The following is a 26,356-nucleotide window of genomic DNA, read 5'->3' as shown; positions in this document are numbered from 1 at the left end:
GTACGCCTGCGGGGATTTTTTTGTACGGAAAGAATGCTTAGAAGTACTTCTTGATGCCCTCGGAAGCCAGGGTCACGTCATCACTAATGGTGATGGTGAACTTGATGTTGTGCTTCTCACCGAAGTTGTTCAGCCAATCCAGGAACTTCTCGGTCTCGTTGTCGCACTCACGGCCCACGATCTTGGTCAGACTGTCGATGAAGATGTGGGTGATGTCATAGTTGCCGGCATACAGGCCGCTGACAAAGCCCTTAAGGGCGGTATAATCGGCAATATCATACTGGCTGGACTCCACCAGACGGATCTGATAGTGGATATCAAAGGTGAGCTTATTGCCCTTTTCGATACAGACCACATTGCCGTGCTCGGTCTGGACGGCGTTGTTGATCATTTCGATCATCTGCTTGGTCTTACCGGAGCCCTTTTTGCCCATGATAACGCGAATCATGTGAATCACTCCTTAACTTGAGGTAGGGAAGCGGGTCCCTTGCTTGTATTACACTTTACCATATTGGCAGGGGATTTTCAACTGGAACATTGTGAATTTTTTGCGTCCTTACAGGCGCGCCTCCAGCTCGGCCCGCTTCTCCTCATAGCCGGGCTTGCCCAGCAGAGCGTACATGTTGACCTTGTAGGCCTCCACGCCGGGCTGGTTGAAGGGGTTGACCTCCAGCAGGTGGCCGGACAGGCCGCAGACATACTCGAAGAAGTAAATGAGATAGCCGGCGGTCTTGGCGGACAGGGCAGGCATCTCGATGCGCACGTTGGGAACGCCGCCGTCCACATGGGCCAGAATAACGGCCCGCATGGCCTGCTGAGCCACGAAAGCCATGGACTTGCCGGACAGGAAGTTCAGACCGTCCACGTTCTCGGGATCGTTGGGGATAATGAACTCGCCCTTGGGAGCAAACTGCACCACGGTCTCGAACATGAGACGCTCGCCCTCCTGGATATACTGGCCCATGGAGTGCAGGTCGGCGGTGAACTCCACGCTGGCGGGGAAGAGGCCCTTGCCGTCCTTGCCCTCGCTCTCACCGTAGAGCTGCTTCCACCACTCGGAGAAGAACCGGAAGCAGGGCTCGTAGCAGGCCAGCAGCTCCACCTTTTTGCCCTCCTGATACAGGGCGTGGCGAAGAGCGGCGTACTGCCAGGCGGGGTTGTCCAGACCGCCGGTGGACAGGTCGGTCATAGCCTGTGCCGCACCGCCCATCAGCTCAGCGATGTCGATGCCGGCCACCGCGATGGGCAGAAGGCCCACGGCAGTGAGCACAGAGAAGCGGCCGCCCACATCATCGGGCACCACAAACTCCTCATAGCCCTCGGTGTCAGCCAGGCCCTTCAGAGCACCACGGGCCTTGTCGGTGGTGGCGTAGATGCGCTCGCGGGCGCCATCCTTGCCGTACTTCTCCTCCAGCAGAGACTTGAAAATGCGGAAGGCCACGGCGGGCTCGGTGGTGGTGCCGGACTTGGAGATGACGTTGACGGAGAAGTCCCGGTCGCCGATGAGGGCGATGGTCTCCAGCAGCGTGTCGGTGGACAGGCCGTTGCCGGCAAACAGAATGTCAGGGGTGTCCTTCTTCTTCAGATTGTAGTTGGGGGAGGCCAGCAGGTCGATGACAGCGCGGGCGCCCAGGTAGGAACCCCCGATGCCGATGACCACCAGCACCTGGGACTGCTTGCGGATCTTCTCCGCGGCGGCCTGGATGCGGGCAAACTCCTCTTTGTCATAGTCCCGGGGGAGATAGACCCAGCCGGTAAAATCGCCGCCGGGGCCATCGTGGTTGGCCAGCATGGAAGCGGCCTTTTCCAGCGCAGTCTGGCGGCTGGTCAGATAGTCCTGGGGCAGAAACGAAGCTGCCTTGGAGACATCCAGAGTTAACATATACACATTCCTCCTGTATCATTTGGTGGAATTAAACATTTGCTGAATGTATTATAACACAGTCACCCTGTCATTTCACTTGAGTTTTTCACAAAATACCGGAAAAAGAAGAAGAGAATTTCCCAAAAAGAAGTAGAAAAAAGTGGTGGACAGGGGGTTGACAAAACAGAAAAGCTCTGGTACAATAACCTACACTGTTCGGACGATTAGCTCAGCTGGTAGAGCATCCGCTTGACGTGCGGGAGGTCACAGGTTCAAGTCCTGTATCGTCCACCAGATAAATCCCCTGAAGCTGCAAAGCTTCGGGGGATTTTTGTTTTGCCCAAAATGGATTTTAACCTTGTTTTTGCCTTAATTGGATGCCTACCGCTGTTTCATTCTACGAGCTGCGGGCGCAAAAAGATAAAAAACAGCTGTAAGCAGCGCCGCAATCGGTGAATTGCAGCGCTGCTTGCAGCTAGGCTTGATATGTGAGGGAAGAAAGAATCAGGGGATAATGTCCTCGTTTTTCAGAGCGGGATCCATGTACTGGATGGTCCAGCCGCTCCAGATGCAGATGAGGGACATGATGGGGTTAAACATGGCGAAGAACATGAAGGGCGCATACTGGGCAGTTGCCACACCCAGAGTGCCCAGAATGAAGGCACCGTCAGTGCTCCAGGGGCAGAAGGGGGCGCACAGGGTGCCCACGTCCTCCAGAATACGGGACAGGTTCTTGGGATGCAGGTTGCGCTCGCGGAAGGTCTCCCGGAACATGCGGCCAGGCAGCACCAAGGCGACGTACTGCACGCCGGTGGCGAAGTTGGTGAACAGGGTGGAGAACACGGCGGTGGTCATCATGGCCTTGTCGCTCTTGGCGTGGGTCAGGATCTTTTCCACGATGCTGTGCACCATGCCGGTGCGCTCCACGATGCCGGCAAAGGCCAGCGCGATGAGAATGAGGGCAATGGTATCCAGCATGCTGGACAGACCGCCGCGATTGACCAGTTTGTTGATGGCTTCCACACCGGTATCCAGGCTGACGCCAGTGTAGGCGGAGGCCAGCACCTGAGACAGGTGCGCGCCCTGGAAGACCATAGCGAAGATGCCGCCCAGAGCCGCCACGCCCAGCAGGCCGGGGATGGCGGGGACCTTGAAGATGACCATCAGCAGTACGCAGATGGGAGGAATGAGCATCCAGGGGCTGATGTTAAAGTTGGCGCTCAGGGTCTCCAGATACAGGTCAATGGTGCCGAGGTCCGCATTTTCCCCCACAACGGAGAAGCCAAGGACCGCATAGATGATGATGGCGATGATGTAGGAGGGGGTAGTGGTGTAGACCATGTGCTTCATGTGGGAGAACACAGTGGTGCCGGCCATGGCGGGGGCCAGGTTAGTGGTGTCGGACAGGGGGGACATCTTGTCGCCGAAGTAGGCACCGGAGATGATGGCGCCGCAGGTCATGCCGGGGTTGACACCCAGGCCGGAGCCCACACCCATCAGGGCCACACCCACCGTGCCCATGGTGCTCCAGGAGCTGCCGGTAAAGGTGGAGACCAGGGTGCACAGCAGACATGCAGTGACCAGGAAGATCTTGGGGGAGATCCAGGTCAGGCCGTAGTAGATCATGGTGGGCACGATGCCGCCCAGCATCCAGGTGCCGATGACCATGCCGATGATCAGCATAATCAGAATGGCGGGGGCGGAGGCCTTGATGGTATCGCTCATGCCGGCCTCCAGCTCGCTCCACTTATAGCCGGAGGCTACACCCACAATGGCGGCCACACAGCCTGCCAGCACCAGGGGCATATGGGCGGATGTACCAAACAGGAGAATGCCGCTGAGAATGAATACAAATGTAAAGACGAACACGAGGGCGGATTTTCCAAATCCAACTGGGGCTTTCTTTTCCACTTTTGATGTTGACTGACTCATGGTTGTCTCTCCCATCTCAATTGTTTGATTGAAGGAATTTCATAGAATGCGGATGACGATGCCTCCCCTCTTGTCACAGCGGATGGTGCTCAGTGATTCGCTGACTCCATGGCGTCCAACAGGTCATAGACCACGCCCTTGGCGGCCCGCTCCTTGTAAAGCTGTTCCGCAGGAGTCAGCTTCAGCTTGGGGGGACGGGTACGCTGGAGGCGAATTTCCTGAATCTTCTGGGCCAGACCCTGGGCGGCTTCTTCCGCTTGGGTCTGGTCAGCCAGAAGCTGGGGGCTGGGGAAGGGACAGGGACGGCGGTCAATGGCGCCGGCCACGGCACGGATCTGGGTCCGCTTTCCGTCCTCCGTGTGCCAAGCGGCACAGAGGGAGATCTGGGCGATGGTGACCTCACGGCGGCTGCCCAGCTTTACGAAGCAGCTGTCCAGCGCCTCGTCAACGGGAAGCCAGATGGCGGTGAGGATTTCGCCCGGCTTTAAGTCAATACGGCCGTCGGAGGAGAGGAACTGGTCCATGGTCAGCCGCCGGGTGCCGCTGGCGCCCAGCAGCTCCACCTCGCCGTGATACAGCACTACGCAGGGGGCGATGTCGCCGGCGGGGGAGGCGTTGACCAGACTGCCGCCCAGGGTTCCCTTGTTCCGGATTTGCTGGGAGCCCACGTGGCTGCAGGCCATGGAGAGTCCCCGGAACCAGCGGCAGATGCGGGGGTCCCGGGCGGCTGCGGCATGGGTCACCATGGCGCCGATTTTCAGCCAGCCCTCCTGCTCCTCCACGGCACGGAGCTGAGGAATCTTCCACAGACTCAAAATGCAGGAGTAGTCGGGATGACGGGCCCGGAGCTTGGGCATCAGGTCTGTTCCTCCTGCCAGGACGGCGGTCTTTTCGGGAAGGGAGGGGAGAAGGGCCTGAAGCTCCTCCAGAGTGTCAGGCTGCAAGTAGGCGGTGCCGCTCACAGAGCCTCACCTCCCTCGCTGTGCTGTGCCTGGGCGGCCTCCTGGGCCGCGGCCTTGACCTCGCGGTAGCCGGTGCAGCGGCAGATGTTGCCGGCAATGGCCATCTTCACCTCGTCGGGGGTGGGGTTGGGGTTTTTCAGCAGCAGTGCCTTGATGGACATGACCATGCCGCTGACGCAGAAGCCGCACTGCACGGCGCTTTTTTTGATAAAGGCCTTCTGGATGGTGTCCAGTTCGCCGTTTTGCTCCAGGCCCTCAACGGTCCAGAGCTCGCCCCCATCCAGCTGTCCCACCATGGTGAGGCAGGAATGGACCGCGTCGCCGTTGAGCATCACGGTGCAGGCGCCGCACTCTCCCTCGCCGCAGCCCTCCTTGGTGCCGGTGAGATGGAGATCCTCCCGAATAAAATCCAGCAGCCGCTTGCTGCCGTCGGCCTCCATGGTTCGGGGACGGCCGTTTAATGTAAATTCCAGTTTCATGCGTTCTGTGCCTCCAATGCCTCCAGAATCACCGCCGGCGTCAGCGGCAGGTGGTGCAGCTGGGTCCCCAGCGCGTCGTTGACCGCGGCCACAATGGCGGGGGCCACCGGAACCAGGACCACCTCGCCGATGGACTTTGCGCCGAAGGGACCGCTCGGTTCGTCCTCCTCCAGGAAGATGACCTGGTAGTCGGGCATATCCACTGCGTTGGCCACCTCATAGTTTTTGAAGTTGGTGATAAGGGCCTCGCCGGTCTTGGGGCTGATTTTGATTTCCTCACACAGGGCCATGCCCATGCCCTGCTGGATTCCGCTGCCCACCTGGCCGCGGCACAGGTCGGGGTTGATGGCCCGGCCCACGTCGTGGACGGACAGGCAGTCCAGCACGCGGGTAAAGCCGGTGTAGGTGTCCACCTGTACGTGGGTGAAGTGGGCCGCGGGCACGCCGGGGTTTACCTGGGCGTTGGTAGTCACGGAGCAGAAGACGTCCTGGCCCAGAACCCGGATGGAGTGCTCGTAGACCTGGGGCAGGGAGATGCGCACCGACTTGTCCGTCTCCTGGAAGAAGACGCCGTCCTCATAGTGGAGGATGGTCTCCGTGCAGGAGAGAGCGGCAGCCGCCCGGCTCTTCAGAATGCCCATCAGCTTTTCGCAGCAGGTCTTCACTGAGGTGCCCAGGGAATAGACGGTCCGGCTGGCGTAGCAGCCGTGGTCATAGAGGCAGTCCCGGGTGTCGGCCTCCTGGAGGAGAATCTGATCCAGAGGAATCTGAGTTACCTCGCTGGCAATCTTTTTCAGCGCCATAACGGTGCCGCAGCCGTGGTCGTGCACCGACACGTGGAGAATGAGGCTGCCGTCCTCCTGGAGCTTGGCGGTGGTGGAGGCCACGTCCACCCGGTAGGGGTAGAAGGAGGAGGTGTGGGAGGCCACAGCCATTCCCACGCCGTAACGGTAGCGGCGCTGAGCGCGGTTCTGCCGGGCACACTCCGCCTTCCGCTCCTCCCAGCGGAAGGCCTCCCGTCCCCGGAGCAGACACTCGCGGAAGTGGGCGTTGCCCACGGATACGTGGTGAACCAGCTCGTCCTCGAAGGGCTCGTGGACGTTTTTCAGGCGGAACTCGATGGGGTCCATGCCCAGCTCCCGGGCCACCATGTTCCAGTGATTTTCCAGACAGAGGGCCACCTCGCAGGACCCCCAGCTGCGGAAGCTGCCGTTGATGGGGGTGTTGGTGCACACGGCCCGGCCGTCAAAATGGAGGTTGGGGATGCGGTAGACCTTGTTGATCTTTTCTCCGATGGTGGACGCGTAGTCCCGGGACACGGTCAGGTAAGCGCCGGCGTCCAGACGGCAGGAGAGGGACAGGCCCAGAATGGTTCCGTCGGGCTGCACCTTGCTCTCCACCCGGGCGTCCACGCTGTGCTTCATCATGGTGTTGACGATCTGCTCCTCCCGGGTGTAGACCAGACGCACCTCGGCCTGGAGATCCTTGGCCGCGTAGGCGGTCAGCGGCTCCAGCAGGGTTTCCTGGCGGACGCCAAAGGAGCCGCCCATGGGCGCCTTGATGACCCGCACCTTGGAGTAGGGGACGTCCAGAAACTCCGCCACGGTGCTCCGTACGCCGAATACAGACTGGCAGCCGGTCCAGATGGTCAGGGTGCCCTCCGAGGCGTTGTAGCAGGCCCGGCAGGATTGGGTTTCCATGGCCAGATGGGTCATGCGGCTGATGTGGGACTGGCTGGTGTGGCACAGAGCCCCCTGTATGGCGGCATAATCACCCCGGTCAACGGGGGCGGTGGGGTACACGTTGCCGTCGGGGTGGATGCGGGGGGCACTGTCCTGCTCCGCCTCGTCCACGGAGATGACAAAGGGCAGGGGGTCGTATTCCACCTGGATGAGGCGGCAGGCCTCCTCTGCGATTTCCTCCGACTCCGCCACCACGGCGGCCACCCGCTCTCCCACAAACCGCACCTGGCGGCTGAAGAGCTGTTCCTGGTTGGGCACCGACTCCCAGGGACCTACCCGGCCCCGGTCGTACCGCTTGTCGGGCGTGTTCTCACAGGTATACACAGCCCGGACGCCGGGCAGCGCCTCCGCCCTGGAGGTGTCGATGGAGCGAATCATGCCGTGGGTAATGGTGGAATGCTTCAGCTTGATATACAGCATTCCCGGAGCCTGCATATCTCCGCAATAGTGAAGACGACCGGTCACCTTGCCGTAAGCCTGGTCGTTCGACAGTTCCTTTCCGATTACATGAAAGTCTTTCAAATCTACCATCCTTTTGCAGTAAATCCCCGGTGGGCCAAGCGGCAGAGGACCGTGGCCCGGAGTGTGGTCTGCATGTGTTTCCAACTGATTGATTATCAGTATAAAAGGGGAAAGTCAAAAGGCGGTCGATAAAAGCATCAAAAAAACATCGAAAGTTAATTTCCTTTTTTATTCTTTAGGTTTCCCTGTAAAAAAAGGATTTTTCCTCCGAAATAGAGCGGTTTTGAAAAGCCGGCCGGCGGGGGCGGCGGATTCCGGCTGGCAAGAGGGTGGGGGGTGTGGTATAATAAAATACCTATTGAATCCCTGAGCCGTTGGGGAAACCAAGAATGCTGCCGTGCAGCAAGGGAGGCGGATGCATGTGGACAAGCTGACGGGGCTTCTTCTGGGCCCTCCCCGTGTTCTGCTCAACGATGAGGTTGTCAATCTTCCGTTTAAGCAGGCGGAGGCGCTGCTGTACTATCTGCTGGTGGAGCACGAGGTGTCCCGCAGCAAGGCGGCCGACCTCATCTGGGGCAGCCATCTGGACGAGCGGAAGGCAAAGTCCAACATGAGAAATGCCATTTATGTTCTGCGGCGGGCGTTCTTTCCGGACTTTTTGGTGGAGCCCCAGAAGAATATCCTCCGGATTAACCCCCGGATTGCCATCAGCCTGGACGTGGAGCAGCTGAAAGCGCCGGGGGACAGTATGCCGGATTCGGACCCGGGGGAATTTCTCCAGGAGTTTTACCTCAAGGAAAATGAGTATTTCAACGAGTGGATCCAGAGCACGCGGCAGGAGCTGAAGCAGATTTATATGGAGCGGCTGAAGCAGGCCGTTGAGAGCAGCTTCCGCCAGAAGAACTGGTCGGCGTGCGAGGACCAGGCCAAGCGGCTGGTGGCCCTGGACGAGTACGACGAAGACGGCTACTACTATCTGATGGAGATCTATCGGATGCGGGGGGAGTACCATAAGGGCCTGTCCCTCTATGAGCGGCTGCGGACCCTACTGGCGGAGGACCTGTTTCAGTTTCCGGGTGAAAAAATTGCCCGGCTGACCGAGCAGATGAAGCGGGAACGAAAGCAGACCATCCAGGTCTCCGTCCAGCCCGCGGCGCGTCCGGGGGTGGCCGAGCCAGAAAAGACGCCCATCTTTGGCCGGAGCGCGGAGCAGAAGGCGCTGGTGGAAAATGCCCTGCATTTTCTCAACGGCGGGGTGGCGGTCAGTCAGGTGGTCATTGGGGAGGCGGGCATTGGAAAAACCACCCTGCTGGACCACCTGTGCAAGGGACTGCAGACGGGCGGCAATGTATTTTTGTTTCGGGCCTCCTGCTACCACGCGGAGGAATCCTTTGCCCTGAAGCCCTGGCAGACGGTTTTTGAGGCAATCCTGAACTCCATGAAACAGCGGTCCATGGACAGCCGGGACACCTACTTCCGCTTCATGGCCGGTCAGGTCTTTCCCCACCTGGCGGAGGCCCAGGCGGAGCCCATTGATCAGGACCTCATCAGCGTGCAGGCCTACGATGGAAGTGAGCGGGCCATTACCCACACGGTGCTGCGGTTTGCAAAGGACCGAAAGGTGGTCCTCTGCCTGGACGACCTCCAGTGGGCGGACCCTGTTACTGTGTCTCTAATCCAGGATATTCTGACGGCCAATCAAAACCGGAACATTCTCTTTGTCCTGGGTTGCCGCGGGACGCATCCCGCCTATGTTTCCCGGTTCCTGGAGGATATGCGTCTGGCGCGTTTTTTGCGGGAGATTGTCCTGGAGCGGTTCGGATTTGAAGATACCGTGGCCCTGGCCGACCTGCTGCTTCCCCGTCAGTTTGAGTCCTCGGAGCTGCGCAAGCAGCTCTATTACGAGACGGAGGGCAATCCGTTTTTTATCATCGAAACGGTGAACAATTTCAAGTATAACGGCGCCCTGGCGGATATTACCCAGAACATGCGCGACACCATTCGGCAGCGGACCATGCTGCTCTCCCCGGACGGGCGGACCATTTTGGATTTGCTCTCCCTGTTTTTTGACGGCGCGTCCTTTGAACTGCTTCAGGAGCTGTCCCGGAAGCCGGAATACGAGCTGATGGACCTTCTGGACACGCTGATGGACAAGCAGCTGATTTGTGAAAAGAGCACGCCGGAGGGCGTCTGCTTTCAGTTCACCCACCAGAAAATACTGGAGTACGTGTATTCTGAGCTGTCCATGACCAAGCGGCGGGTGTTTCACGAGCGGGTGGCCATCTGCCTGGAGCAAAAGCTCACCGGCACCGGGCGGGATTTTCCGGTCTATCACAGGCTCATGTATCACTTTGAGCGGGCCAAGAACCAGAAGAAATATCTGAAATACTGCATCAAATACGTGTATACCCTGCTCAACCGGGCCCATGAATATTATCCGGTGGTCAGCGAGGGACCGTGGCTTGGGGCGGCTGGCCGCCTGTCGCCGGACAGCGAGGACAACAGCGGCATTTCCGGGCTGCTGCAGCGCATTGAGGAGCTGGTAAAGGCCAACGAGGGCAGCTTTGACCAGCAGGACCGCCAGGACTATCTCTCTGACTATTACCACATGATGGGGCGGTACTACATCCGGGTTGCCGACTACGACCGTGGGCTTGCCTACATTCAGAAGCTGGTGGAATTCAACCAGCCCATTGATTCCGAGCAGTGCCGAAAGAACCTGATCAAGGCCAACCGGCAGAAAATCTGCGTCTACATGAACCGGTATGAGCCGGAGCCCATGCGGGAGCTGGTGCAGGCCTCCATCCAGCTTCTGACCGGACACAGCAAGCCGGAGGAGATGGCCATCTGGAACCGTCTGCACGGCATGAGCGACATCATGACAGGCGACCTGGCCGACAGCCAGCAGCAGTTTGTCCAGGCCATTGACATCTTTGAGCACTCCATGGAGAAGGAACAGTACCGCTATAACCTGGCGGCCTCCTATGCGGGGCTGGGGGAAGCCAAGCGGATGCGGGGCGACTATGAGGGAGCGCTGTCCTGCTACGAGGAGGCCATCGCCAACTGCAAGGACTACCGCCTCAGCGGCAGTGCCGCCACCTTCTACACCTACGCGGGGCAGGCGGCCGTGGACAGCGGCGATTTGGACCAGGCGGAGGAATATCTTTCCAAAGCGGTGGAGTGCTTCAATAAGATTGAGCTGTTGTGGGAACGGGGGATCGCTTTTTCCTACTTTGGCAGGCTCCATGTGCTGAGGGGGCGTTACCAGGAGGCCCTGACCAGCCTGCTCGTTGCAAAGCGATGCTCGGAGCAGCTGGAAAGCCGCTACGAGCTTGGCGTCCTGAACCGGATTTTTGCGCAGATTGCGTTGGAGATGGAACAGAATCCAGAGCTGCGGGCAGTCTTTTCCGAGTATGTAATCTGTCCGCCGGAAACCTATGTGGAGCGGGCCCGGGACCTGCTGGCGCCTGTTTATTCTCCCGTTGATGAGGCATATCTGCGTCAGGTGGAGGAACAAAGCGGGCGGTGACAGGCCCGGACGGCGTGGGAAGAAGCCAAGAAAAAATAAAAAAGCCGCTGTTTCCCAAGGGAAACAGCGGCTTTTTCAACTTTGTTTGTCAGTTGGCCTCGTAGAGCTCAATGATTGCTCCGTCCTTCCAGACGAAGGCCAGGCGGTCCTTCTCCCCGGCGGGCATAGGGCCGCAGATGACGCTGTCCGCGTCGGCAATGTACTTCTCCAGGTTGTCTACCTTGTAGGCCACATGAGGGTTGCGGTGGATTTCCTCGGGGAAGGGGGTGCCCTCCTCAAACTTCAGATACTCGATCTTGTAGTCGTAGTCATCCACGTTGCTGACCCAGAACTTGGCGCCCTCGTTGTAGGTCATATTGGGCTTGCGGTTTGTGATGGGAATTCCGATGTGCATGTATTCAGCGGACATGAGGTGGCTCCTCCTTTATGTGTGATTGGTATGCGGTCGGGAAAACCGGCCGGACCGGATTTACTCGCGGCTGTAAGCGGGGGTGTGACAGGGGGTGTTCCACAGGCGGATGAACTCATCGTCCCACTTGGCGATGTTCATCTGGAAGCCGCCGGCCTCCTGCACGGTGAGGATTTCGCCCACCATGCTGGCCACAACCTCCACGCCCTTGGCCTTCAGGAACTCCACGGTGTCCTTGAAGAGCACCAGCATTTCCATCATGGTGGTGGCGCCGCAGCCGTTGATCATCACAAAGGCCTTGTCGCCCTCCTTCAGCGCCAGCTTGGCACACAGGGCCTCGGCCACAGTGGCCACGGTGTCCTTGGCGGACATCATGGGCACCCGGACGCCGCCGCCCTCGCCGTGCTGGCCGGCGCCGATCTCCATCATATCCGTTTCGCCCAGGTCGCCGAAGGACATGCCGTTCTGGGGGTGGGTGGCGTCGGTGGATTTGACGGTGATGGAGGCCATGTTGTCGGCGTAGCGCTGGGCAATCTCGGCCACTTCATCCAGGCTCTTGCCCTCCCGGGCAGCCGCAGCGGCAATGTGATAGAGGGCTACCGCACCGGCCAGACCACGCTGGTTGTCCTCACCGTTGGGGTCAAACTGAATCTCCTCGCCGGTGACCACCTGGCGGAAGTTGAGCCCCGCCTTCTGGGCCAGCTTGATGGCCTGCTTGCCCGCCAGCTGATCGCCGGCATAGTTCAGGGTGAGCAGCAGCACGCCGTGGCCCTTGTCGGCCAGCTTCATGGCGTCAAAGACCAGCTTGCCATTGGGGGCGGCGAAAATGTCGCCCACGGCCTGGACGTCCAGCATGCCCTTGCCCACAAAGCCGGCCTGGGCGGGCTCGTGGCCGGAGCCGCCGTAGGTCACAATGGTGACCCGGTCGGCGTCCGCCAGATCCTTGCTGATGACCAGATGGCCGTCGACCTCCAGAATGTCGGAGTAGGCCAGACCCAGACCGGTCAGCTCCTCATCGGTGATGGTCTCAGGAGCGTTGATAAACTTCTTCATTTTCATGTGATGTACCTCCCGGTTACAAATAGTTGATGCACTCAAAGCTGGGCCAGGCCCTGGAAGAAGATGGACATGGAGGCGGCGCCGGCGTCGGGGGTGCCGATGGTCTGCTCCCCGTAGCTCTTGGCCCGCCCGAACTTGGCCACATACCCCTTGCTATCCTCCATACCCTGGTGGGCGGCCTGGGCGGCGGCGGTGAACAGCTCCGCCTCGCTGCTGCCCCCATAGGCGGCGATGGCCTCGCTGGCGGGGATCAGGGCGTCCATCATGGTCTTGTCGCCCACCTTGGCCCCGGACATCTCGTCCAGTGCCTCCAGAGCCCGGGCGAACATGGCCTTCAGTCCCGCCACATCCACCTCGTCCCCGGCGGGAGCGGCCTCCTGCAGCCCGTCCAGCCAGGTGTTCCAGAGCGGAACCGCGCTGCCGCCGTTGAGCACCATAACAGCCATGGCCGCGTCGTCCAGCATGGCCTGGATGCCGTCCTCCGATTCCTCCACTGCCTGGGCAATGGCTCCGGCAATTTTGCTCATGGTCAGGCCGTGGTCTGCGTCGCCGAACCTGGAGTCGATCTCCGTGAGCATGGGCTCAGCGGCCGTGACCTGGGCGCAGGCGTTCGTCAGACGCGCGGCAAGTTCCGTTTTCTTCATTGCGGTACCCCTTCTTTCCCAATTAAGCAACTCAATATTCGTGTCTCAGACAACGGAGCCCTGTGGAATCCGAACCGGAACTGTGTCGGTTTTTTGCACAAGGAAAGTTACTTTTGTGCAAATAATTTTATACGAATGGCAAACGAAAGTCAATGAACCGGGTTATATTCTCCATAATACATAAAAAGAGCGGGGAAAACTGTGGGAACAAACAAAGAAACCCTCTTTCCTGAACGAAAATACAGGAAAGAAGGTTACATATGTTACATATTCAGTTCCACAGGGATTTGACCAGCTCGGTGCGGGCCACCAGGTGGGTAAAGAGCCCCGATTTCAGCGCGCCCCGCAGTGCCCGGGTACTGGTATTGGCGGAGCAGACACCGATAACATTGGGGCAGCTCTTCAGCGCATCCAGGGGGATTTGGATGGCAAAATCCTGATCCGACTGAATGATTTTGCCTTCGTCATTGAAATAGTAAATGAGCAGCCGCCCGCAGGTGTGCTCCTGCTGGAGCAGGTCGCCGTACCGCACCAGGGAGGCGAAGTCAGGGCTGGAGGGATAGTTGCCGATGTTGACCAGGGCGGTGTCCATCTGCCCCCACTGCTGCTGGATCTGACGGTAGATCTCCGTGGAGCAGAGCAGCTGCTTTTCCTCCAGGCCCTCCGGCAGAGCGGGAAGATAGATAAAGTGGGGGGTGGCCCCCAGCTGCTGGGCAATGAGGCGGACGTTTTCGTTGGACTGGTAGTTGCGGGCGGGGATGCTGGCATTGCCCACCAGGGGGCAGATGTCGGTGACGGTGCTGTTGAGTTGGGGATGCGTTTCCAGCCAGGTCACCAGCTGGCCGATGAGGTAGCCCCAGCCGATGCCCAGCCGCCGGGAGCGCAGCTGCCACAAAAGCTGGACCGCCCCCTGGGAGAGCTGTTGGTTGGTGGCGTCATCGTCCTCCCCGTCGTCCACCAGGATGCCGTCGCGGATGGAGCTGGACAGGCGGAGCTGCTCCAGCAGGGCGGCGGCGTCGGAGGCCGGCTGACAGACGAGAATCTTGACCACGCCCAGCTCCCGGGCCTCGCTGAGCATCCGGCTGACCAGCGGGCGGGAGATCCCCAGCTCCTTTGCGATGTCGCTCTGCTTCCAGTCCTCCAGATAGTACCGGCGGGCCACATGGGCCAGCTTCTGCAGTTTTTCCCGGCTGTGCTTCATGATTGCCTCCTGTGAAGAGTGTTACATTTGTAACCATATCATAGTACATAATGTTATCAAATGCAACTGTTACCTCACAGAAATGAGAGCGCCGCCTGCACCCGGAGCAGCGGACGGGGGCGGCGGGGAAACAAAACCGGAGGCAGCTGCAAACGCGGCTGCCTCCGGTGATAACATACGGATTACTGGGCGGGGTAGAGGGTGTCGTAGTCCACGGTGTGGGTCTTCAGGTAGTCCAGCCACTGCTCACAGTAGGGCTTGGTCAGGTGGACGCCGTCCTTGCTGGCGTCGGCGGGGAGCTGACCGTCCGAACCGGTAAAGGCGGGATTCAGGTCCAGGAAGGCCACCTGCTTTTCCTCGGCCGCCTTCTTCATCAGGTCGTTATACACCAGGAGATGCTCGTTGGTTAAGTAGCTGGCCCCGCCGGTGGCGGCGATGACCGATTCGTTGAGGGGGATGAGCCCCTGGATGTAGATGACGGCGTTGGGCTGGCAGGCGCGGATGGCGTCGATGGCCCGGCAGTAGGCCTCATAGAAGCCCTGATCGTCGTAGTAGCCCAGCTCATTGACGCCCAGGGACAGGTAGACCTTGCCGTACTGCTTCCGGCTCAGAGCCTCCAGAGCCGTGTAGCTCTGGCCGTCAATGGTGATGGCCTTCTTGGTTTCCAGCTTGAAGATGGACAGGCCGTTGGAGGTGAGGTTCTCCCCGCAGCCAATGCCGCTGTAAATGAGAAAGCCGTCGGTGCGGGAGTCGCCGATGAAGGCGGCGTCTTCAAAGTAGGAGTTGTCCACAGGGTCGCTCTCCGGGACGGGGCTGGAGAAGTCGTAGGCGGAGGAGGCGGAACCCTGGCTGGGGCCCTCCGACTTGGACGCGGCGGAATCGTCGGGAACGGAGGCGTCAGGGGCGGAGCCGGAAGCGCTGCCGTCGCTGGTGTCCGGGGCGGAGGAGGAGCCGGAAGCGCTGCTTCCCGCGGCGGATGAGGCGTCGCTCTGGGAGGAGGACGAGTTCTGGTCGTCCTGATGGGCGGATGCGCCGCACCCGGTCAGGGACAGCAGACCGGCCAGTAAAGCGGCAAGGGCACAGCAAAGGATGATGTTTTTTCTCTTTCTCATGGTTTGATTCCTCCAAGTGGTATGCTAGGGTCGGTAGAGCAGCTGCTCATAGAGTACAGGGGACAATAGGGTGAACTCGGGACTTCCGGTGCTGCCCGGGCCCACCTCATATTTGTCGAAGGGGATGACCAGATGGCCCTGGTCGTCAAAGTAGAAGTCCTGTTCCGGGTCGATGGCGTCAAAGTAGTAGGTGCCCAGCTGGGTGGTGCCCTCCAGCCAGTAGACCTCTCCGGAATTCCGCTCCATCCGGGCGCGCATCTGTTCCTTGAGCTCGTCACTGATGACGGTGACATAGTCAAAGTCCTCCGGGAACAGGTCGGAGAGGGTTTTCTGCTTCCCGGTGAGCACGTCGATGTGGTAGTGCTGTTCCTGGTGGTTGCCCGAGGCCATAATCCGGTCGGAGTTAATGCGCAGGGTGAACCAGCGGTCGGTGTTGGTCACAACCTCCCAGGACACGTCCAGGTTGAAGTAGCCGTCGGCGTTGGATTCCTGCTCAAACTCCGCGATGAGCTGGTCGGTGTACTGCTGGATGGTCTCATTGATTTGCTGTGCGCCCTGGCTGTCCATGTCGTCCACAATCTGGGGGACGGAGATGGAGGCGTGGTCCCCTCCGTTGTCCGCCTGGTAGGTGCGGAAGGTGACGGCCTGAAACAGGGAGCCCACCACCGGCAGCTGCCTCAGGGCGGCGGCCATGGACGCGTTGGAGTTGGGGAGAATGACCAGCGCCAGCACCGCGGCGGCGGAGATGGTGCCCATCATGGTGCGCCAGCGCCGGCGGCGCTTGGGCCGGGCAGGCAGACGGAACAAGGTCTCCTCCACCCGCCAGGAGAACTCCTGAGAGGGAGTGGGGGGATTTTCCTGCGCCTTTTTGCGCAGCTTCTCATCCACATCATCGATCATTGCGAAGCCTCCAATTGCTTCCGCAGGCGCTTGCGCGCCCGGGAGAGCCGTGTTTTTACATTCGCCTCAGAGATGCCCAGAATTTCTCCGGTCTCCCGGGCGCTGAAGCCCTCGTAGTAGTAGAGAACCACCACCGAGCGCAGCTGTTCGCTTAAATCGCACACCGCCTGCCACAGGTCCTCACTGGTCTCGGAGACGGCGGGGGCCTCCTGGTCGGGCAGGGATTCGAAGGGGACCAGGCTTTTCCTCTGGCGCAGAATGGCGTAACACTCATGGGTCAGGATACGCAGCAGCCACGGCCGGAACCGGCTCCGGTCCCGCAGGGTGGGCAGCTTCTGATAGGCGATGAGGATGGACTCCTGAGCCGCGTCGGCGGCATCCTCCTCGCTGCACAGGATGCTCATGGCCAGGCGGTACATGGCCGCCTCGCAGTCCTGAATTTGCTGCGTAAACCACTGCACATCTTCCAAGTTCTTATCGCTCCGTTTCCTGCGGGCACTCCGGCCAACCCGCGTTTTGCCTTTTCCGTGTCGTGCCGTTGTGGCCGATATGCAGCTCTATACTATAAGAGGGCAAACGGACGGAAAAGGTGACAGCCTGAAAAAATTTTTTTGAGCGGCTCAGGGGCAGCGTGCCCGGCCGGTTCTGTCTGAGAGGATTATACACGAAATTCCTTCCCGGGGGCAGTCCCGAAGGAACGGAAATCAAAATTTTTCGGGGGATACCGGGCTTGTTGAAAATTAAGAGTGGCAAAACGGGCGGCAAACCGTTATACTAAACTTGACTTGGCAAGCCGCACCGGTTTGGAAAGGAACCGGTGCCAAAAGGAGTAGACACAATATGGAGATGGAATATTGGCGGGCGGCAGAGGAGACCGTTCCCGACACCCTGTTGATTGTAGATGACGATGAAATAAACCGGGCCATATTGGAGCAAATCTTTGCGCCCTTCTACGGAATCCGTCAGGCGGAAAACGGACGGGAGGGGTTGGAGGCTATTCTGGCCGCCCCGGAGCAGCTGTGCGCCGTGCTGCTGGATGTGATGATGCCTGAGATGGACGGCATCCAGGTGCTGCGGAAGCTGAACGAGGCGGGACTGACCGCCAAGCTGCCGGTGTTCCTTATTACCGCCGAGGCCAGCGACAGCGTGATGCGGGAGGGGTACCAGCTGGGAGTCATGGACGTAATCAGCAAGCCGGTGGTGCCCTACGTGGTGCTGCGGCGGGTGCAGTCGGTGGTGGAGCTGTTCCAGGCCCGGCGGCGGCTGAACAACGTGGTGGTGGCCCAGCAGGAGGAGCTGCTGCGGAAGGCGGAAAAGATTGTGGAGCTGAACATGGGCATGATCGAGGCCCTGTCCGCCGCCATCGAATTCCGGGACGGCGAATCGGGGGAGCATGTTCAGCGCATCCACCACATCACCCGGATTCTGCTCAGTGAAACTCCGCTGGGGGAGGGGCTGAGCGAGGAGGACATCAGCCAGATCGCCCTGGCGGCCGTCATGCACGATGTGGGGAAAATTGCCATCCCAGACGCCATTTTGAACAAGCCCGGGAAGCTGACGGCGGAGGAATTTGAGATCATGAAGACCCACACCACCCAGGGGGCTCTGCTGCTGGAGAAGATTCCCCAGCTGCGGGAGAACGATGCCTACCGCTATGCCTATGACATTGCCCGCCACCACCACGAGCGCTGGGACGGGCGGGGCTATCCCGACGGGCTGAAGGGGGATGAAATCTCCATCTGGTCCCAGGTGGTGGCTCTGGCTGACGTGTACGACGCCCTGAGCTGCAAGCGGGTTTATAAGGACGCCTTCCCGAGGGAGAAGGTGCTGGAAATGATTTGCGGCGGACAGTGCGGGGTGTTCAATCCCCGGCTGCTGGAGTGCTTCCTGCAGGTGGAGCCCCGGCTGGCCGCCCTGTATGAGAGCGGAGCAAAAAAGGAGGAGAAGGGATGAACGCGGAACGTAAGGAACAGCTGACCCAGGGCGGCATCGACGTGGACAGTGCCCTGGAGCGTCTGATGGGCAGCGAGGCGCTGCTGGAAAAGTTTTTGAATAAATTTGTGCAGGACGGCAACTATTCCGCCCTGGAGGCGGCGGTGGCGGCCGGAGACTGGGAGGAGGCGCTGCGGGCCTCCCATACCCTGAAGGGAATGTGCGGCAACCTGTCCATGACCGTCCTGTACGACCTGTTTACCCGCCAGGTGAACGCCATCCGGGCGGAGGACCGGGCGGGGGCCGCGGCCCTGATGGAGGAAATCAGCCCGGCCTACCGGGCGGTCTGCGGGGCCGTCGCCGGAGGTGAGCAGGCATGAGCAGCACGCGGCGCCGATCCCGGTGGGTCCGGGTGCTGCGCAGAATGCGGCTCAATGCAGTCGCCTTCGTGGTGCTGGTCATCCTTTCCTCCATGGGCATGGGGCTGGTGCGCTGGGCCCTGCTGGAGAGCGCCCAATATACCGGAACCGCGCTCTCCCGCAATTACGCCGCCGAAGAGCGCAGTAACCTGGCGGTGTATGAGACCCTGCTCTCCTTCGGCGCGGCCTCCGTGGAGCGGATGCTGCAGGAGGGGAGCGGGCAGGAGGAGCTGACGGAGTGGATGGGGATCTACTTCCAGCACCTGGAGACCGTGCTGGGCAGCGGCGTGGTAGACCCCTACATGGTGGTGGATGGAAAGATTGTGGTGGCCGCCAACCCCTGGGAGGGAGACGAGGGCTACGACGTCCACTCCAGCCAGTGGTATCAGGGAGCCCTGGAGGCGGAGGGAGCGGCCTTCTTTACCAACGTCTATACCGACGCCATCTACGACCGTCCCGTCATCACGGCGGCCCAGAAGTGCGGCGAGAGCGGCGCGGTACTGGCCTTTGACATCTTCCCGGAGAACCTGCGCTTCCGCTTTGAGGCCCCCGGCCTGTCGGACACCGGGTCTTTCTTCCTGTGTGACAGCCAGGGAACCCTCATCTATAAGCAGACGGCCATGGAGTGGACGGACGAGCAGGTCCAGAGCTATCTGGATGAGCTGATTACCCGCATCAACGCCGGAGAGCTGGAGGCCAGTGCTGCTACGGTCACCGACTTGGATGGGGTGGAGCGGACTGTGTACTATACCCGTATGGAAAACGGGTGGCTGTCCATTATTACGGTGCCGTACAGTGAAGTTATGGAGGGCTTTGGCCGGGTGACCATTGCCTTCTCCCTGCTGATTATGGCCTTTCTGCTGGTGCTGGTGGGAATGACCTGGCGGGACGTAAAAGAGGGTACCCGCATGGAGCGCACCAACGAGACGGTGCGGGTGCTGGGCAACTCCTATTATGCCCTGTACCGGGTGGATTACAGCCAGGGCAGCTATGAGACCATCAAGGCTTCGGACTATGTGCGGGAGCGGATTCCCGCCATGGGCGGATACGATGAGCTGCTCCACGTCATCGGCGAGGTCATCGAGCCGGAGGCCTACCAGGAGTTTATGGAGAACTTCTCCCAAAATAACATCCGCCAGCTGGTGTCCCGCCGGGTGCGGGACTTCGGCGGGGACTTCCGCCGGCTCTTTGGCGGGGCCTACCGCTGGGTGAATGTGCGGGTGCTCTTTGATGAGTCTCTGGCCCCCGGCGAGGTGGTCCTCTGCTTCCGGGAGGTGGAGGAGGAAAAGCAGCGCCAGCTGCAGGAGCACAAGCTGCTCCAGGACGCCCTGGAGGTGGCCCGGAAAAACGAGGCCTCCAAGCAGACCTTCTTCAGCAGCATGTCCCACGATATGCGTACCCCCCTCAACGCCATCATCGGCCTGTCCGAGCTGGCGGAGAACAGCGCCCAGGGCGTGCCCAAGGTGCAGGAGTATCTGAGGAAAATCCGGGTGTCCAGCCGCCAGCTGCTGGGGCTTATCAACGACATTCTGGATATGTCCCGCATGGAGCAGGGAAAGGTGACCCTGAACAACCACCAGCTGGATCTCCAGGCCTGTGTGGAGGAGTGCACCGGAGCCTTCCAGGTGCAGGCCCAGACGGAGGGCAAGGAGCTGGAGGTGTGCTTTGACCTGAAGCAGAAGTGGGTGGAGGCGGACGGCTTCCGGATCCAGCAGATTCTCAACAACCTGCTCTCCAACGCCTTCAAGTTCACCAACCGGGGAGACCGGGTTTCCCTGGAGGTCAAGCAGATGGACGAGGGGGAGTACGCCAAGTACCGGTTTGTGGTGACGGATACGGGCATCGGCATGGCGCCGGAGTTCCTGCCCCGTCTCTTCGAGCCGTACAGCCGGGAGCTGCGCTTTTCCGCCAAGCGGGCGGCGGGCACCGGCCTGGGTATGCCCATCACCAAGAATCTGGTGGCCCAGATGAACGGAGAGATCACCGTGGAAAGCCGGCTCGGGGAGGGCAGCTCCTTCACGGTGGTGCTGCCCTTTGCCAAGGCCAGCCGGGAGGAGAGCGGACAGACGCCAAAGCCTGTGGCGGAGGAGAGCAGCCTGAAGGGACGGCACATCCTGCTGGCCGAGGACAACGAGATCAATATGGAGCTGGCCACGGAGATTCTGTCCATGAACGAGGTCCGGGTTACCCAGGCCTGGAACGGCCGGGAGGCGGTGGAGATCTTCCAGGAATCGGCGCCCTTTACCTTCGATGCCATTCTGATGGATATGCAGATGCCTGAGATGGACGGCTGCGAGGCGACCCGGCGTATCCGGGCCATGAACCGGCCGGACGCCGGGCGGATCCCCATCCTGGCGGTGACCGCCAACGCCTTTGCCGAGGACATCGCGGCCACCACGGCGGCGGGGATGAACGCCCACATCTCCAAACCCATCGATTTCCCCCTGCTGTGCCGCACGCTGGCTTCCCTGATGCCGAAGCCCTGAGCCATGAAAAAACGGCTGTCTGCGGACAGCCGTTTTTCCTGTGACCCTTCTCCCATCTGCGGAGAAGGCGGTTTTCAAAACTTCCATGGAAGAGGTGAACGTGGTGGGATACTTTCCCTTTTTTGTTCAGCTGCAGGATGCCCCCGGCCTGCTGGTGGGGGGCGGGACGGTGGCCCTCCGCAAGGCGGAGAAGCTGCTGCCCTACGGGCCCCGACTGACGGTGGTGGCCCCGGAGATTGGCCCCGAGCTGGCCGCTCTGCCCGGCCTTACCCTGGTGTACCGTCCCTTTCAGACGGAGGACGTGGAGGGAATGGCCTTCGTCATTGCCGCCTCGGGGGACCGGGCCCTCAACCATCAGGTGGCCGGGCTGTGCCGGGAAAAGGGCATCCCCGTCAACGTGGTGGACGATAAAGAGGCCTGCTCCTTCCTGTTTCCCGCGCTGGTGAAGCGGGGGGAGATGTCCGTGGGCATCTCCACCGGGGGGAGCAGCCCCACCGCCGCCATCTGGCTGAAGGAGCAGATTGCCGCTCTGCTCCCGGAGGGGCTGGAGGACATTCTGGCCTGGCTGGAGGAGCAGCGGCCCCTCCTCAAGGCCCGCTGGCCGGAGGAGCGGGACCGGGCCCGGGGCTTTTCCGCCCTCTTTTCCGCCTGCCTGGCAGCGGGGCGGCCCCTCACAGAGGAGGAACGGGAAACTTGTTTGAAGGAGGCAGAACCATGCCGGTAGGAGAAGTATATCTGGTGGGGGCGGGCTGCGGCCGGGCGGACCTGATTACCGTACGGGGGCTGCGGCTGCTGGAGCGCTGCGACGCGGTGGTCTACGACGACCTTATTGACCCCGCCCTGCTGGAGTATGTCCCGGCGGGGGCAAGGACCCTCTACATGGGCAAGCGCAGCGGCCACCACTCCGCCCCTCAGGAGGAGATTACCGCCGCCCTCATCGCCCTGGCCCAGGAGGGCCTGACGGTGGTGCGCCTCAAAGGGGGCGACCCCTTTGTCTTCGGCCGGGGCGGGGAGGAGATGCTGGCCCTGAAGGAGGCGGGCATCCCCTGTGAGGAGGTGCCCGGCATCTCCTCTGCCATCGCCATTCCCGCCGCCGCAGGCATCCCGGTGACCCACCGGAGGCTGAGCCGGTCCTTCCACGTCATCACCGGCCACACCGCCGATACCTCCGACGGCCTGCCCCGGAATCTGGAGGATCTGGCCAAGTTGGAGGGCACCCTGGTCTTCCTCATGGGCCTGGGGCGACTGGAGCCCATCGCCCGCCGGCTCATGGAGGGGGGACGGAGGGGAGACACCCCCGCTGCCGTCCTCTCCGGGGGCAATTCTCCCCATCCCGCCGTCGTCCGGGGCACCTTGGAGACCATCGCCCAACGGGCGTCCGGGGTGCGGCCTCCCGCCGTCATTGTAGTGGGAGAGACCGCCGCGCTGGACCTGAGCCCCACGGTATTCCGTCCCCTGTCCGGGGTGCGGGTGGGCATCACCGGCACGGAGCAGGTGGCCGGGCGGCTGAAACGAGCTCTGGAGGAGCTGGGGGCCTTCTGCCTGCGGCTGGAGCGGCCGGAGGTGGAACGGCTGGACTGGCCGCTGGAGATGCTGGACGGACCGGGGAGCCGGTGGCTGGTCTTTACCAGCGCCAACGGGGTGCGGGCCTTCTTCCGCCGCCTGCGGGAGGCCCGCCGGGACGTGCGTACTCTGGGCCGGTGCTCCGTTGCGGTCATCGGCCGGGCCACCGGAGCGGCCCTGGAGCACCACGGCATCCAGCCCGACCTGTGCCCAGCGGAGCAGACCAGCCGGGGGCTGGCCCAGGCCCTCATCAAAGCGGCACGGCCGGGGGAGGAGATGGTGCTCCTCCGCTCGGAGCAGGGGAGCCGGGAGCTGCCCCGGCTGCTGGAGGAGGCGGGGCTCCCGGTGCGGGACGTGGCCACCTACCGGGTGACGGAGGGGGCATGCCCAGCCGCCCTGCCGCCTCTGGATTGCATCACCTTCGCCAGCGCAGGCGGGGTGGAGCGGTTTTTGGAGCGGTACGAAGGGGTGCCCAACGGCTGCCCCTGTGTGTGTATCGGGGAGGTGACCGCCGCCGCCCTGGAGGGGAGAACCACCGGAAGAGTGGCGGTGGCCCGGGACATCTCGGTGGAGGGGCTGGCCCAGGCTGTCCTGGAGCTTCTGGGCAGAGCTTAATGGAAAAAGAGGTCCGGAGACTGACGTCTCCGGACCTCTTTTTTATTGATAGTAGTAGCGCCAGCCGTCCTCCGTCTCCACCCGGCGAAGGGTGATGGAGAACACCCGGTCCAGGATGCCGCTCTGGTAGAGCTCCTCCGGGGTACCCACTCCCTGGAGCCGCCCCCCGTCCAGCACCGCCAGCCGGTGGGCAAACCGCATGGCCAGGCACAAATCGTGGAGGACGGCCACCACCGCCTTGCCCTCAGAGGCCAGAAGCCGGGCGGTGGCCATCACCTCCTGCTGGTGGCCCACATCCAGGTAGGTGGTGGGCTCGTCCAGCAGCACCATCCCCGTGTCCTGAGCCAGGGCCATGGCCAGATACACCTTCTGCCGCTGTCCGCCGGACAGCTGGGGCATGGACCGCTGAGCCAGGTCCAGGGCGTCGGCCTGCTCCAGGGCCTTTTGGGCGATGGCGTGGTCCTCCGGGCGGTAGCGCCGGGGATAGGACAGGTAGGGGAAGCGGCCATGGAGCACCATGCGCCCGGCGGTGATGTTGGGCACCGGACGGGACTGGGCCAGGTAGGCCGCCCGCTGGGCCAGCTGCCGGGGGGAGAGGTCCTCCAGCTTGTCCCCGTCCACCCGGATTTCACCCCCCAGCTTGGGGATGAGCCCCAGGGCGGTGCGCAGGAGGGTGCTCTTTCCGCTGCCGTTGGGCCCCACCAGGGCCAGCACCTGGCCGGGCGGGAAGGAGAGGGTGACGTCCTCCAGCACGGTGCGGCCGGGGTAGCCCGCCCGCAGATTGGTAAGCTCAATCACGGAAGCCGCCCTCCTCTCTGCCGCAGCAGCAGCCACAGGAAGAAGGGCCCGCCCCCCAGGGAGAGCACAATGCCCACGGGCAGCTCGTAGGGAGCAAAGAGAATGCGGGCCAGGGTGTCACACAGGGTGAGCAGCGCTCCGCCCCCAAGGGCGCAGGTGAGCAGCAGGGGGCGGCTCTCCTCGCCCACCAGACGGCGCATCATGTGGGGCACAATGAGGCCCACAAAGCCCAGAAGCCCCGCAAAGCTCACCGCCGCCCCCGCCAAGGCGGCCGCTAGGGTGAGCAGGACCAGGCGGTAGCGCTTCACGGGCAGGCCCAGGCTCTGGGCGGTGTCGCTCCCCAGAGCCAGCACGTCCATCTCATGGCTGAGGGAGAGAGCGGCAATGAGGGCCACCAGAATCAGCCAGAAGGCGGGCACCACCTTGGCCATGGTCAGGTTGGAAAATCCGCCGATGCGGAAGTCGGAGTAGCCGTTGAGGGCGTCGGGGAAGAAGGTGAGGATGGCGTCAATGCCCGCGCTGAACACGCTGGATACCGCCACGCCCGCCAACACCAGGGTGAGCCGGGAGGCCCCCGTGTGCCGAGCGATGGCCAGCACCAGCAGCACGCCGCCCAGAGCCCCGAGGAAGGCCATCACCGGCACCCAGGCCGCAGCCGATGGGGCCAGGGCACAGCACAGGGCTACCATCAGCCCGGCTCCGGAGTTGACCCCGATGATGTTAGGGGCGGCCAGGGGATTGGCCAGCACGCTCTGAATGATGGCGCCGGACACGGCCAGAGCCGCCCCCGCCAGCAGACAGCCCAGGGTGCGGGGCAGGCGGAAGTTCCGGACAATCTGGAAGGCGGTGTCGTCCCCCCGTCCCACCAGAGCGGTGAGTACCTCCGCCGGGGACAGGGACACCGGGCCCAGGGCCAGGCTGAACACCCCCGCCAGCAGCAGGCAGGCCAGCAGCCCCGCCACTACCCGCCGGTTACGCCGGCGCGTTGGCGCAGAGCAGGTCCGCAAGCTGTTCATAGGCATCCCCCCACCGTGCGTTAGGTTTCAGGTTATAGAGCTGGTCGTCCAGCACGAAGAAGCGCCCCTCCTTCACCGCCGTCAGGCTCTGCCAGGCGGGGTTGGAGAGCAAAGTTTCATCCAGGGTGCGCTGGGCGTCCGTGGGATTCGAGCCCTGGAGAATGGCAAAGATGAAGTCGGGATCCTGGTCCAGGATGACCTCCAGGCTCAGCTGCTCCAGCAGACTTTCACTGCTGTCGGCAATGTTGACGCAGCCCAGGTCGGCCAGCATTTCCCCCAGCACCGTATCCTGGCTGTTTTTCACCTTGCAGCTGGAGCCGGTGGCCCGGACGTACAATACCGTGGGACTGAGCCCGGCACATTTGGCCTTGGCTGCGTCCACCTGGTCCTGGAGGGCCTGTCCATACTGCTCATAGCAGTCTGTCCGTCCAGTGAGCTGGGTGCAGATGTCCAGCATGTTTAAGTAGTCCTGAAAGCTGGACACCTTGAAGTAGGCCACCGTCAGCCCCATGCCCTCCAGAGTGTCCAGCAGGGCCACCTGGGCGTCGGTGTTGCTGCTGGCGATGACCAGGTCGGGCTTGGACTGGAGCAGAAGCTCCACGTTGGGCTCCTTTACCGCCCCCAGGTTGGCCACGTCCTCCCCAAGCCCCAGGTCGAAGCTGGTCCAGGTGTCGTCCGCCGCGGCTACCAGGGCGTCCTTACCGCCCGCCAGACACCAGAGGTCGGCAAAGCTGCCGATGAGGCAGGCCACCCGCTCTGGCTTCGTCAGAGAAACCGTGCGGCCCAAATCGTCGGTGAAGGTGATGAGCTCACCTTCACTGGAACTGCCTGAGGAGGAAGAGGAGGAAGAGCTGGTTCCCGCCGGGGCGCAGCCGGACAGGACCAGGGCGCAAATCAAAATGAGAGAGAAAAGACGTTTCATGCAGACCTCCAAAGAGATGCTTGCCGCCGCCGGGAGAGAGGGGCGGTTTGGTGTTCCCTATTTTATCATAACCGGGAGCCGGACACCAGAAAAACAGACCCGGGGCAGAAAAAAGCCGGGACAGGCGCGTGCCTGTCCCGGTACAGCCTGTGGAAAAAGTCCCAAAGGAGACTTTTTCCACAGGCTGAATCCCGTTACTTTTTTGCCCCGCCGGGCAAAAAAGTCCTCGCTTTGCTCGCCGCAGTCCTTGCTCAGCAAGGGCTGCGGGGGATTTGATTTCATACGAGGCGGGCTGCCGCCCCCTCGAGCT

22 protein-coding genes and 1 tRNA gene are annotated in these 26,356 nt (G+C 61.7%); 7 read left to right on the top strand and 16 right to left on the bottom strand.

From position 1 onward, the window contains the following. Positions 1-37: 37 nt before the first annotated feature. Both AC3YUO_RS02570 and AC3YUO_RS02565 read right to left on the bottom strand, forming a co-directional pair. Positions 38-448 (bottom strand): hypothetical protein, encoded by a 411-nt coding sequence (locus AC3YUO_RS02570; protein WP_489961479.1) that lies wholly within the window; start codon positions 446-448, stop codon positions 38-40. Between the two features lie 108 nt (positions 449-556). After that, complete coding sequence (locus tag AC3YUO_RS02565; RefSeq protein WP_489961478.1) at positions 557-1,882, bottom strand: glucose-6-phosphate isomerase; 1,326 nt, start codon at positions 1,880-1,882, stop codon at positions 557-559. Positions 1,883-2,082: 200 nt separating this feature from the next. Here AC3YUO_RS02565 and AC3YUO_RS02560 point away from each other — a divergent pair. Next, positions 2,083-2,158 (top strand) — tRNA-Val (locus AC3YUO_RS02560). 210 nt (positions 2,159-2,368) lie between these two features. On the opposite strand, the gene nhaC is transcribed toward AC3YUO_RS02560, so the two are convergent. From nhaC to AC3YUO_RS02540, 4 genes are all read right to left on the bottom strand, one after another. Further along, on the bottom strand, positions 2,369-3,733 hold the full coding sequence (gene nhaC / locus AC3YUO_RS02555; RefSeq protein ID WP_489961477.1) for a Na+/H+ antiporter NhaC: 1,365 nt from the start codon (positions 3,731-3,733) through the stop codon (positions 2,369-2,371). Between the two features lie 152 nt (positions 3,734-3,885). Further along, on the bottom strand, positions 3,886-4,758 hold the full coding sequence (locus tag AC3YUO_RS02550) for an FAD binding domain-containing protein (RefSeq protein WP_489961476.1): 873 nt from the start codon (positions 4,756-4,758) through the stop codon (positions 3,886-3,888). Continuing rightward, on the bottom strand, positions 4,755-5,237 hold the full coding sequence (locus AC3YUO_RS02545) for a (2Fe-2S)-binding protein (RefSeq protein WP_489961475.1): 483 nt from the start codon (positions 5,235-5,237) through the stop codon (positions 4,755-4,757). The genes AC3YUO_RS02550 and AC3YUO_RS02545 overlap by 4 nt, the downstream gene beginning before the upstream one ends. Beyond that, positions 5,234-7,501 (bottom strand): xanthine dehydrogenase family protein molybdopterin-binding subunit, encoded by a 2,268-nt coding sequence (locus tag AC3YUO_RS02540; protein WP_489961473.1) that lies wholly within the window; start codon positions 7,499-7,501, stop codon positions 5,234-5,236. Before AC3YUO_RS02540 ends, AC3YUO_RS02545 begins: the two co-directional genes overlap by 4 nt. 361 nt (positions 7,502-7,862) lie before the next feature. Between AC3YUO_RS02540 and AC3YUO_RS02535 the strand changes: the two genes are divergently transcribed. Continuing rightward, positions 7,863-10,970 (top strand): ATP-binding protein, encoded by a 3,108-nt coding sequence (locus tag AC3YUO_RS02535; protein WP_489961471.1) that lies wholly within the window; start codon positions 7,863-7,865, stop codon positions 10,968-10,970. A gap of 88 nt (positions 10,971-11,058) precedes the next feature. Here the strand turns inward: AC3YUO_RS02535 and AC3YUO_RS02530 are convergent, their stop codons facing one another. From AC3YUO_RS02530 to AC3YUO_RS02500, 7 genes are all read right to left on the bottom strand, one after another. After that, positions 11,059-11,379 (bottom strand): hypothetical protein, encoded by a 321-nt coding sequence (locus AC3YUO_RS02530; protein WP_489961469.1) that lies wholly within the window; start codon positions 11,377-11,379, stop codon positions 11,059-11,061. A gap of 60 nt (positions 11,380-11,439) precedes the next feature. Further along, positions 11,440-12,438 (bottom strand): dihydroxyacetone kinase subunit DhaK, encoded by a 999-nt coding sequence (locus AC3YUO_RS02525; protein WP_489961468.1) that lies wholly within the window; start codon positions 12,436-12,438, stop codon positions 11,440-11,442. 35 nt (positions 12,439-12,473) lie between these two features. Beyond that, positions 12,474-13,082, bottom strand: a complete 609-nt coding sequence (locus tag AC3YUO_RS02520; RefSeq protein ID WP_489961466.1) for a DAK2 domain-containing protein — start codon at positions 13,080-13,082, stop codon at positions 12,474-12,476. 271 nt (positions 13,083-13,353) lie between these two features. After that, positions 13,354-14,283 (bottom strand): sugar-binding transcriptional regulator, encoded by a 930-nt coding sequence (locus AC3YUO_RS02515; RefSeq protein ID WP_489961465.1) that lies wholly within the window; start codon positions 14,281-14,283, stop codon positions 13,354-13,356. 182 nt (positions 14,284-14,465) lie between these two features. Beyond that, entirely contained in the window at positions 14,466-15,395 is a 930-nt protein-coding gene (locus AC3YUO_RS02510) for a GDSL-type esterase/lipase family protein (protein WP_489961464.1), read from the bottom strand. Positions 15,396-15,419: 24 nt separating this feature from the next. Next, positions 15,420-16,295 carry a DUF3298 and DUF4163 domain-containing protein gene (locus AC3YUO_RS02505; protein ID WP_489961463.1) on the bottom strand — a complete coding sequence of 292 codons (876 nt, stop codon included), beginning with the start codon at positions 16,293-16,295 and terminating at the stop codon, positions 15,420-15,422. Beyond that, on the bottom strand, positions 16,292-16,756 hold the full coding sequence (locus tag AC3YUO_RS02500; protein ID WP_489961461.1) for an RNA polymerase sigma factor: 465 nt from the start codon (positions 16,754-16,756) through the stop codon (positions 16,292-16,294). Before AC3YUO_RS02500 ends, AC3YUO_RS02505 begins: the two co-directional genes overlap by 4 nt. A gap of 379 nt (positions 16,757-17,135) precedes the next feature. Here AC3YUO_RS02500 and AC3YUO_RS02495 point away from each other — a divergent pair, with 379 nt between their 5' ends. From AC3YUO_RS02495 to cobA, 5 genes are all read left to right on the top strand, one after another. After that, the gene (locus AC3YUO_RS02495; protein WP_489961460.1) at positions 17,136-18,248 is read left to right on the top strand and encodes an HD domain-containing phosphohydrolase; all 1,113 of its coding nucleotides are present in this window, start codon (positions 17,136-17,138) and stop codon (positions 18,246-18,248) included. After that, positions 18,245-18,607 carry an Hpt domain-containing protein gene (locus AC3YUO_RS02490; protein ID WP_489961459.1) on the top strand — a complete coding sequence of 121 codons (363 nt, stop codon included), beginning with the start codon at positions 18,245-18,247 and terminating at the stop codon, positions 18,605-18,607. The genes AC3YUO_RS02495 and AC3YUO_RS02490 overlap by 4 nt, the downstream gene beginning before the upstream one ends. Further along, positions 18,604-21,132, top strand: a complete 2,529-nt coding sequence (locus AC3YUO_RS02485; protein WP_489961458.1) for a hybrid sensor histidine kinase/response regulator — start codon at positions 18,604-18,606, stop codon at positions 21,130-21,132. Before AC3YUO_RS02490 ends, AC3YUO_RS02485 begins: the two co-directional genes overlap by 4 nt. An 85-nt stretch (positions 21,133-21,217) precedes the next feature. After that, the gene (locus tag AC3YUO_RS02480; protein WP_489961457.1) at positions 21,218-21,856 is read left to right on the top strand and encodes a precorrin-2 dehydrogenase/sirohydrochlorin ferrochelatase family protein; all 639 of its coding nucleotides are present in this window, start codon (positions 21,218-21,220) and stop codon (positions 21,854-21,856) included. Further along, a complete protein-coding gene (gene cobA / locus AC3YUO_RS02475) occupies positions 21,847-23,310 on the top strand; it encodes a uroporphyrinogen-III C-methyltransferase (RefSeq protein WP_489961456.1) in 1,464 nt (487 codons plus the stop codon). Before AC3YUO_RS02480 ends, cobA begins: the two co-directional genes overlap by 10 nt. Positions 23,311-23,352: 42 nt before the next feature. Here cobA and AC3YUO_RS02470 read toward each other — a convergent pair whose 3' ends face one another. The 3 genes from AC3YUO_RS02470 to AC3YUO_RS02460 are packed head-to-tail and all read right to left on the bottom strand — an operon-like array spanning position 23,353 to position 26,046. Beyond that, positions 23,353-24,108 (bottom strand): ABC transporter ATP-binding protein, encoded by a 756-nt coding sequence (locus AC3YUO_RS02470; protein ID WP_489961455.1) that lies wholly within the window; start codon positions 24,106-24,108, stop codon positions 23,353-23,355. Further along, a complete protein-coding gene (locus AC3YUO_RS02465; protein ID WP_489961454.1) occupies positions 24,105-25,124 on the bottom strand; it encodes a FecCD family ABC transporter permease in 1,020 nt (339 codons plus the stop codon). The genes AC3YUO_RS02470 and AC3YUO_RS02465 overlap by 4 nt, the downstream gene beginning before the upstream one ends. After that, positions 25,081-26,046, bottom strand: a complete 966-nt coding sequence (locus AC3YUO_RS02460) for an ABC transporter substrate-binding protein (protein ID WP_489961453.1) — start codon at positions 26,044-26,046, stop codon at positions 25,081-25,083. The genes AC3YUO_RS02465 and AC3YUO_RS02460 overlap by 44 nt, the downstream gene beginning before the upstream one ends. Positions 26,047-26,356: the final 310 nt, after the last annotated feature.

Source organism: Pseudoflavonifractor sp. HNCC25GI2 (assembly GCF_058136395.1).
This window is presented reverse-complemented; position numbering and strand designations above follow the sequence as displayed.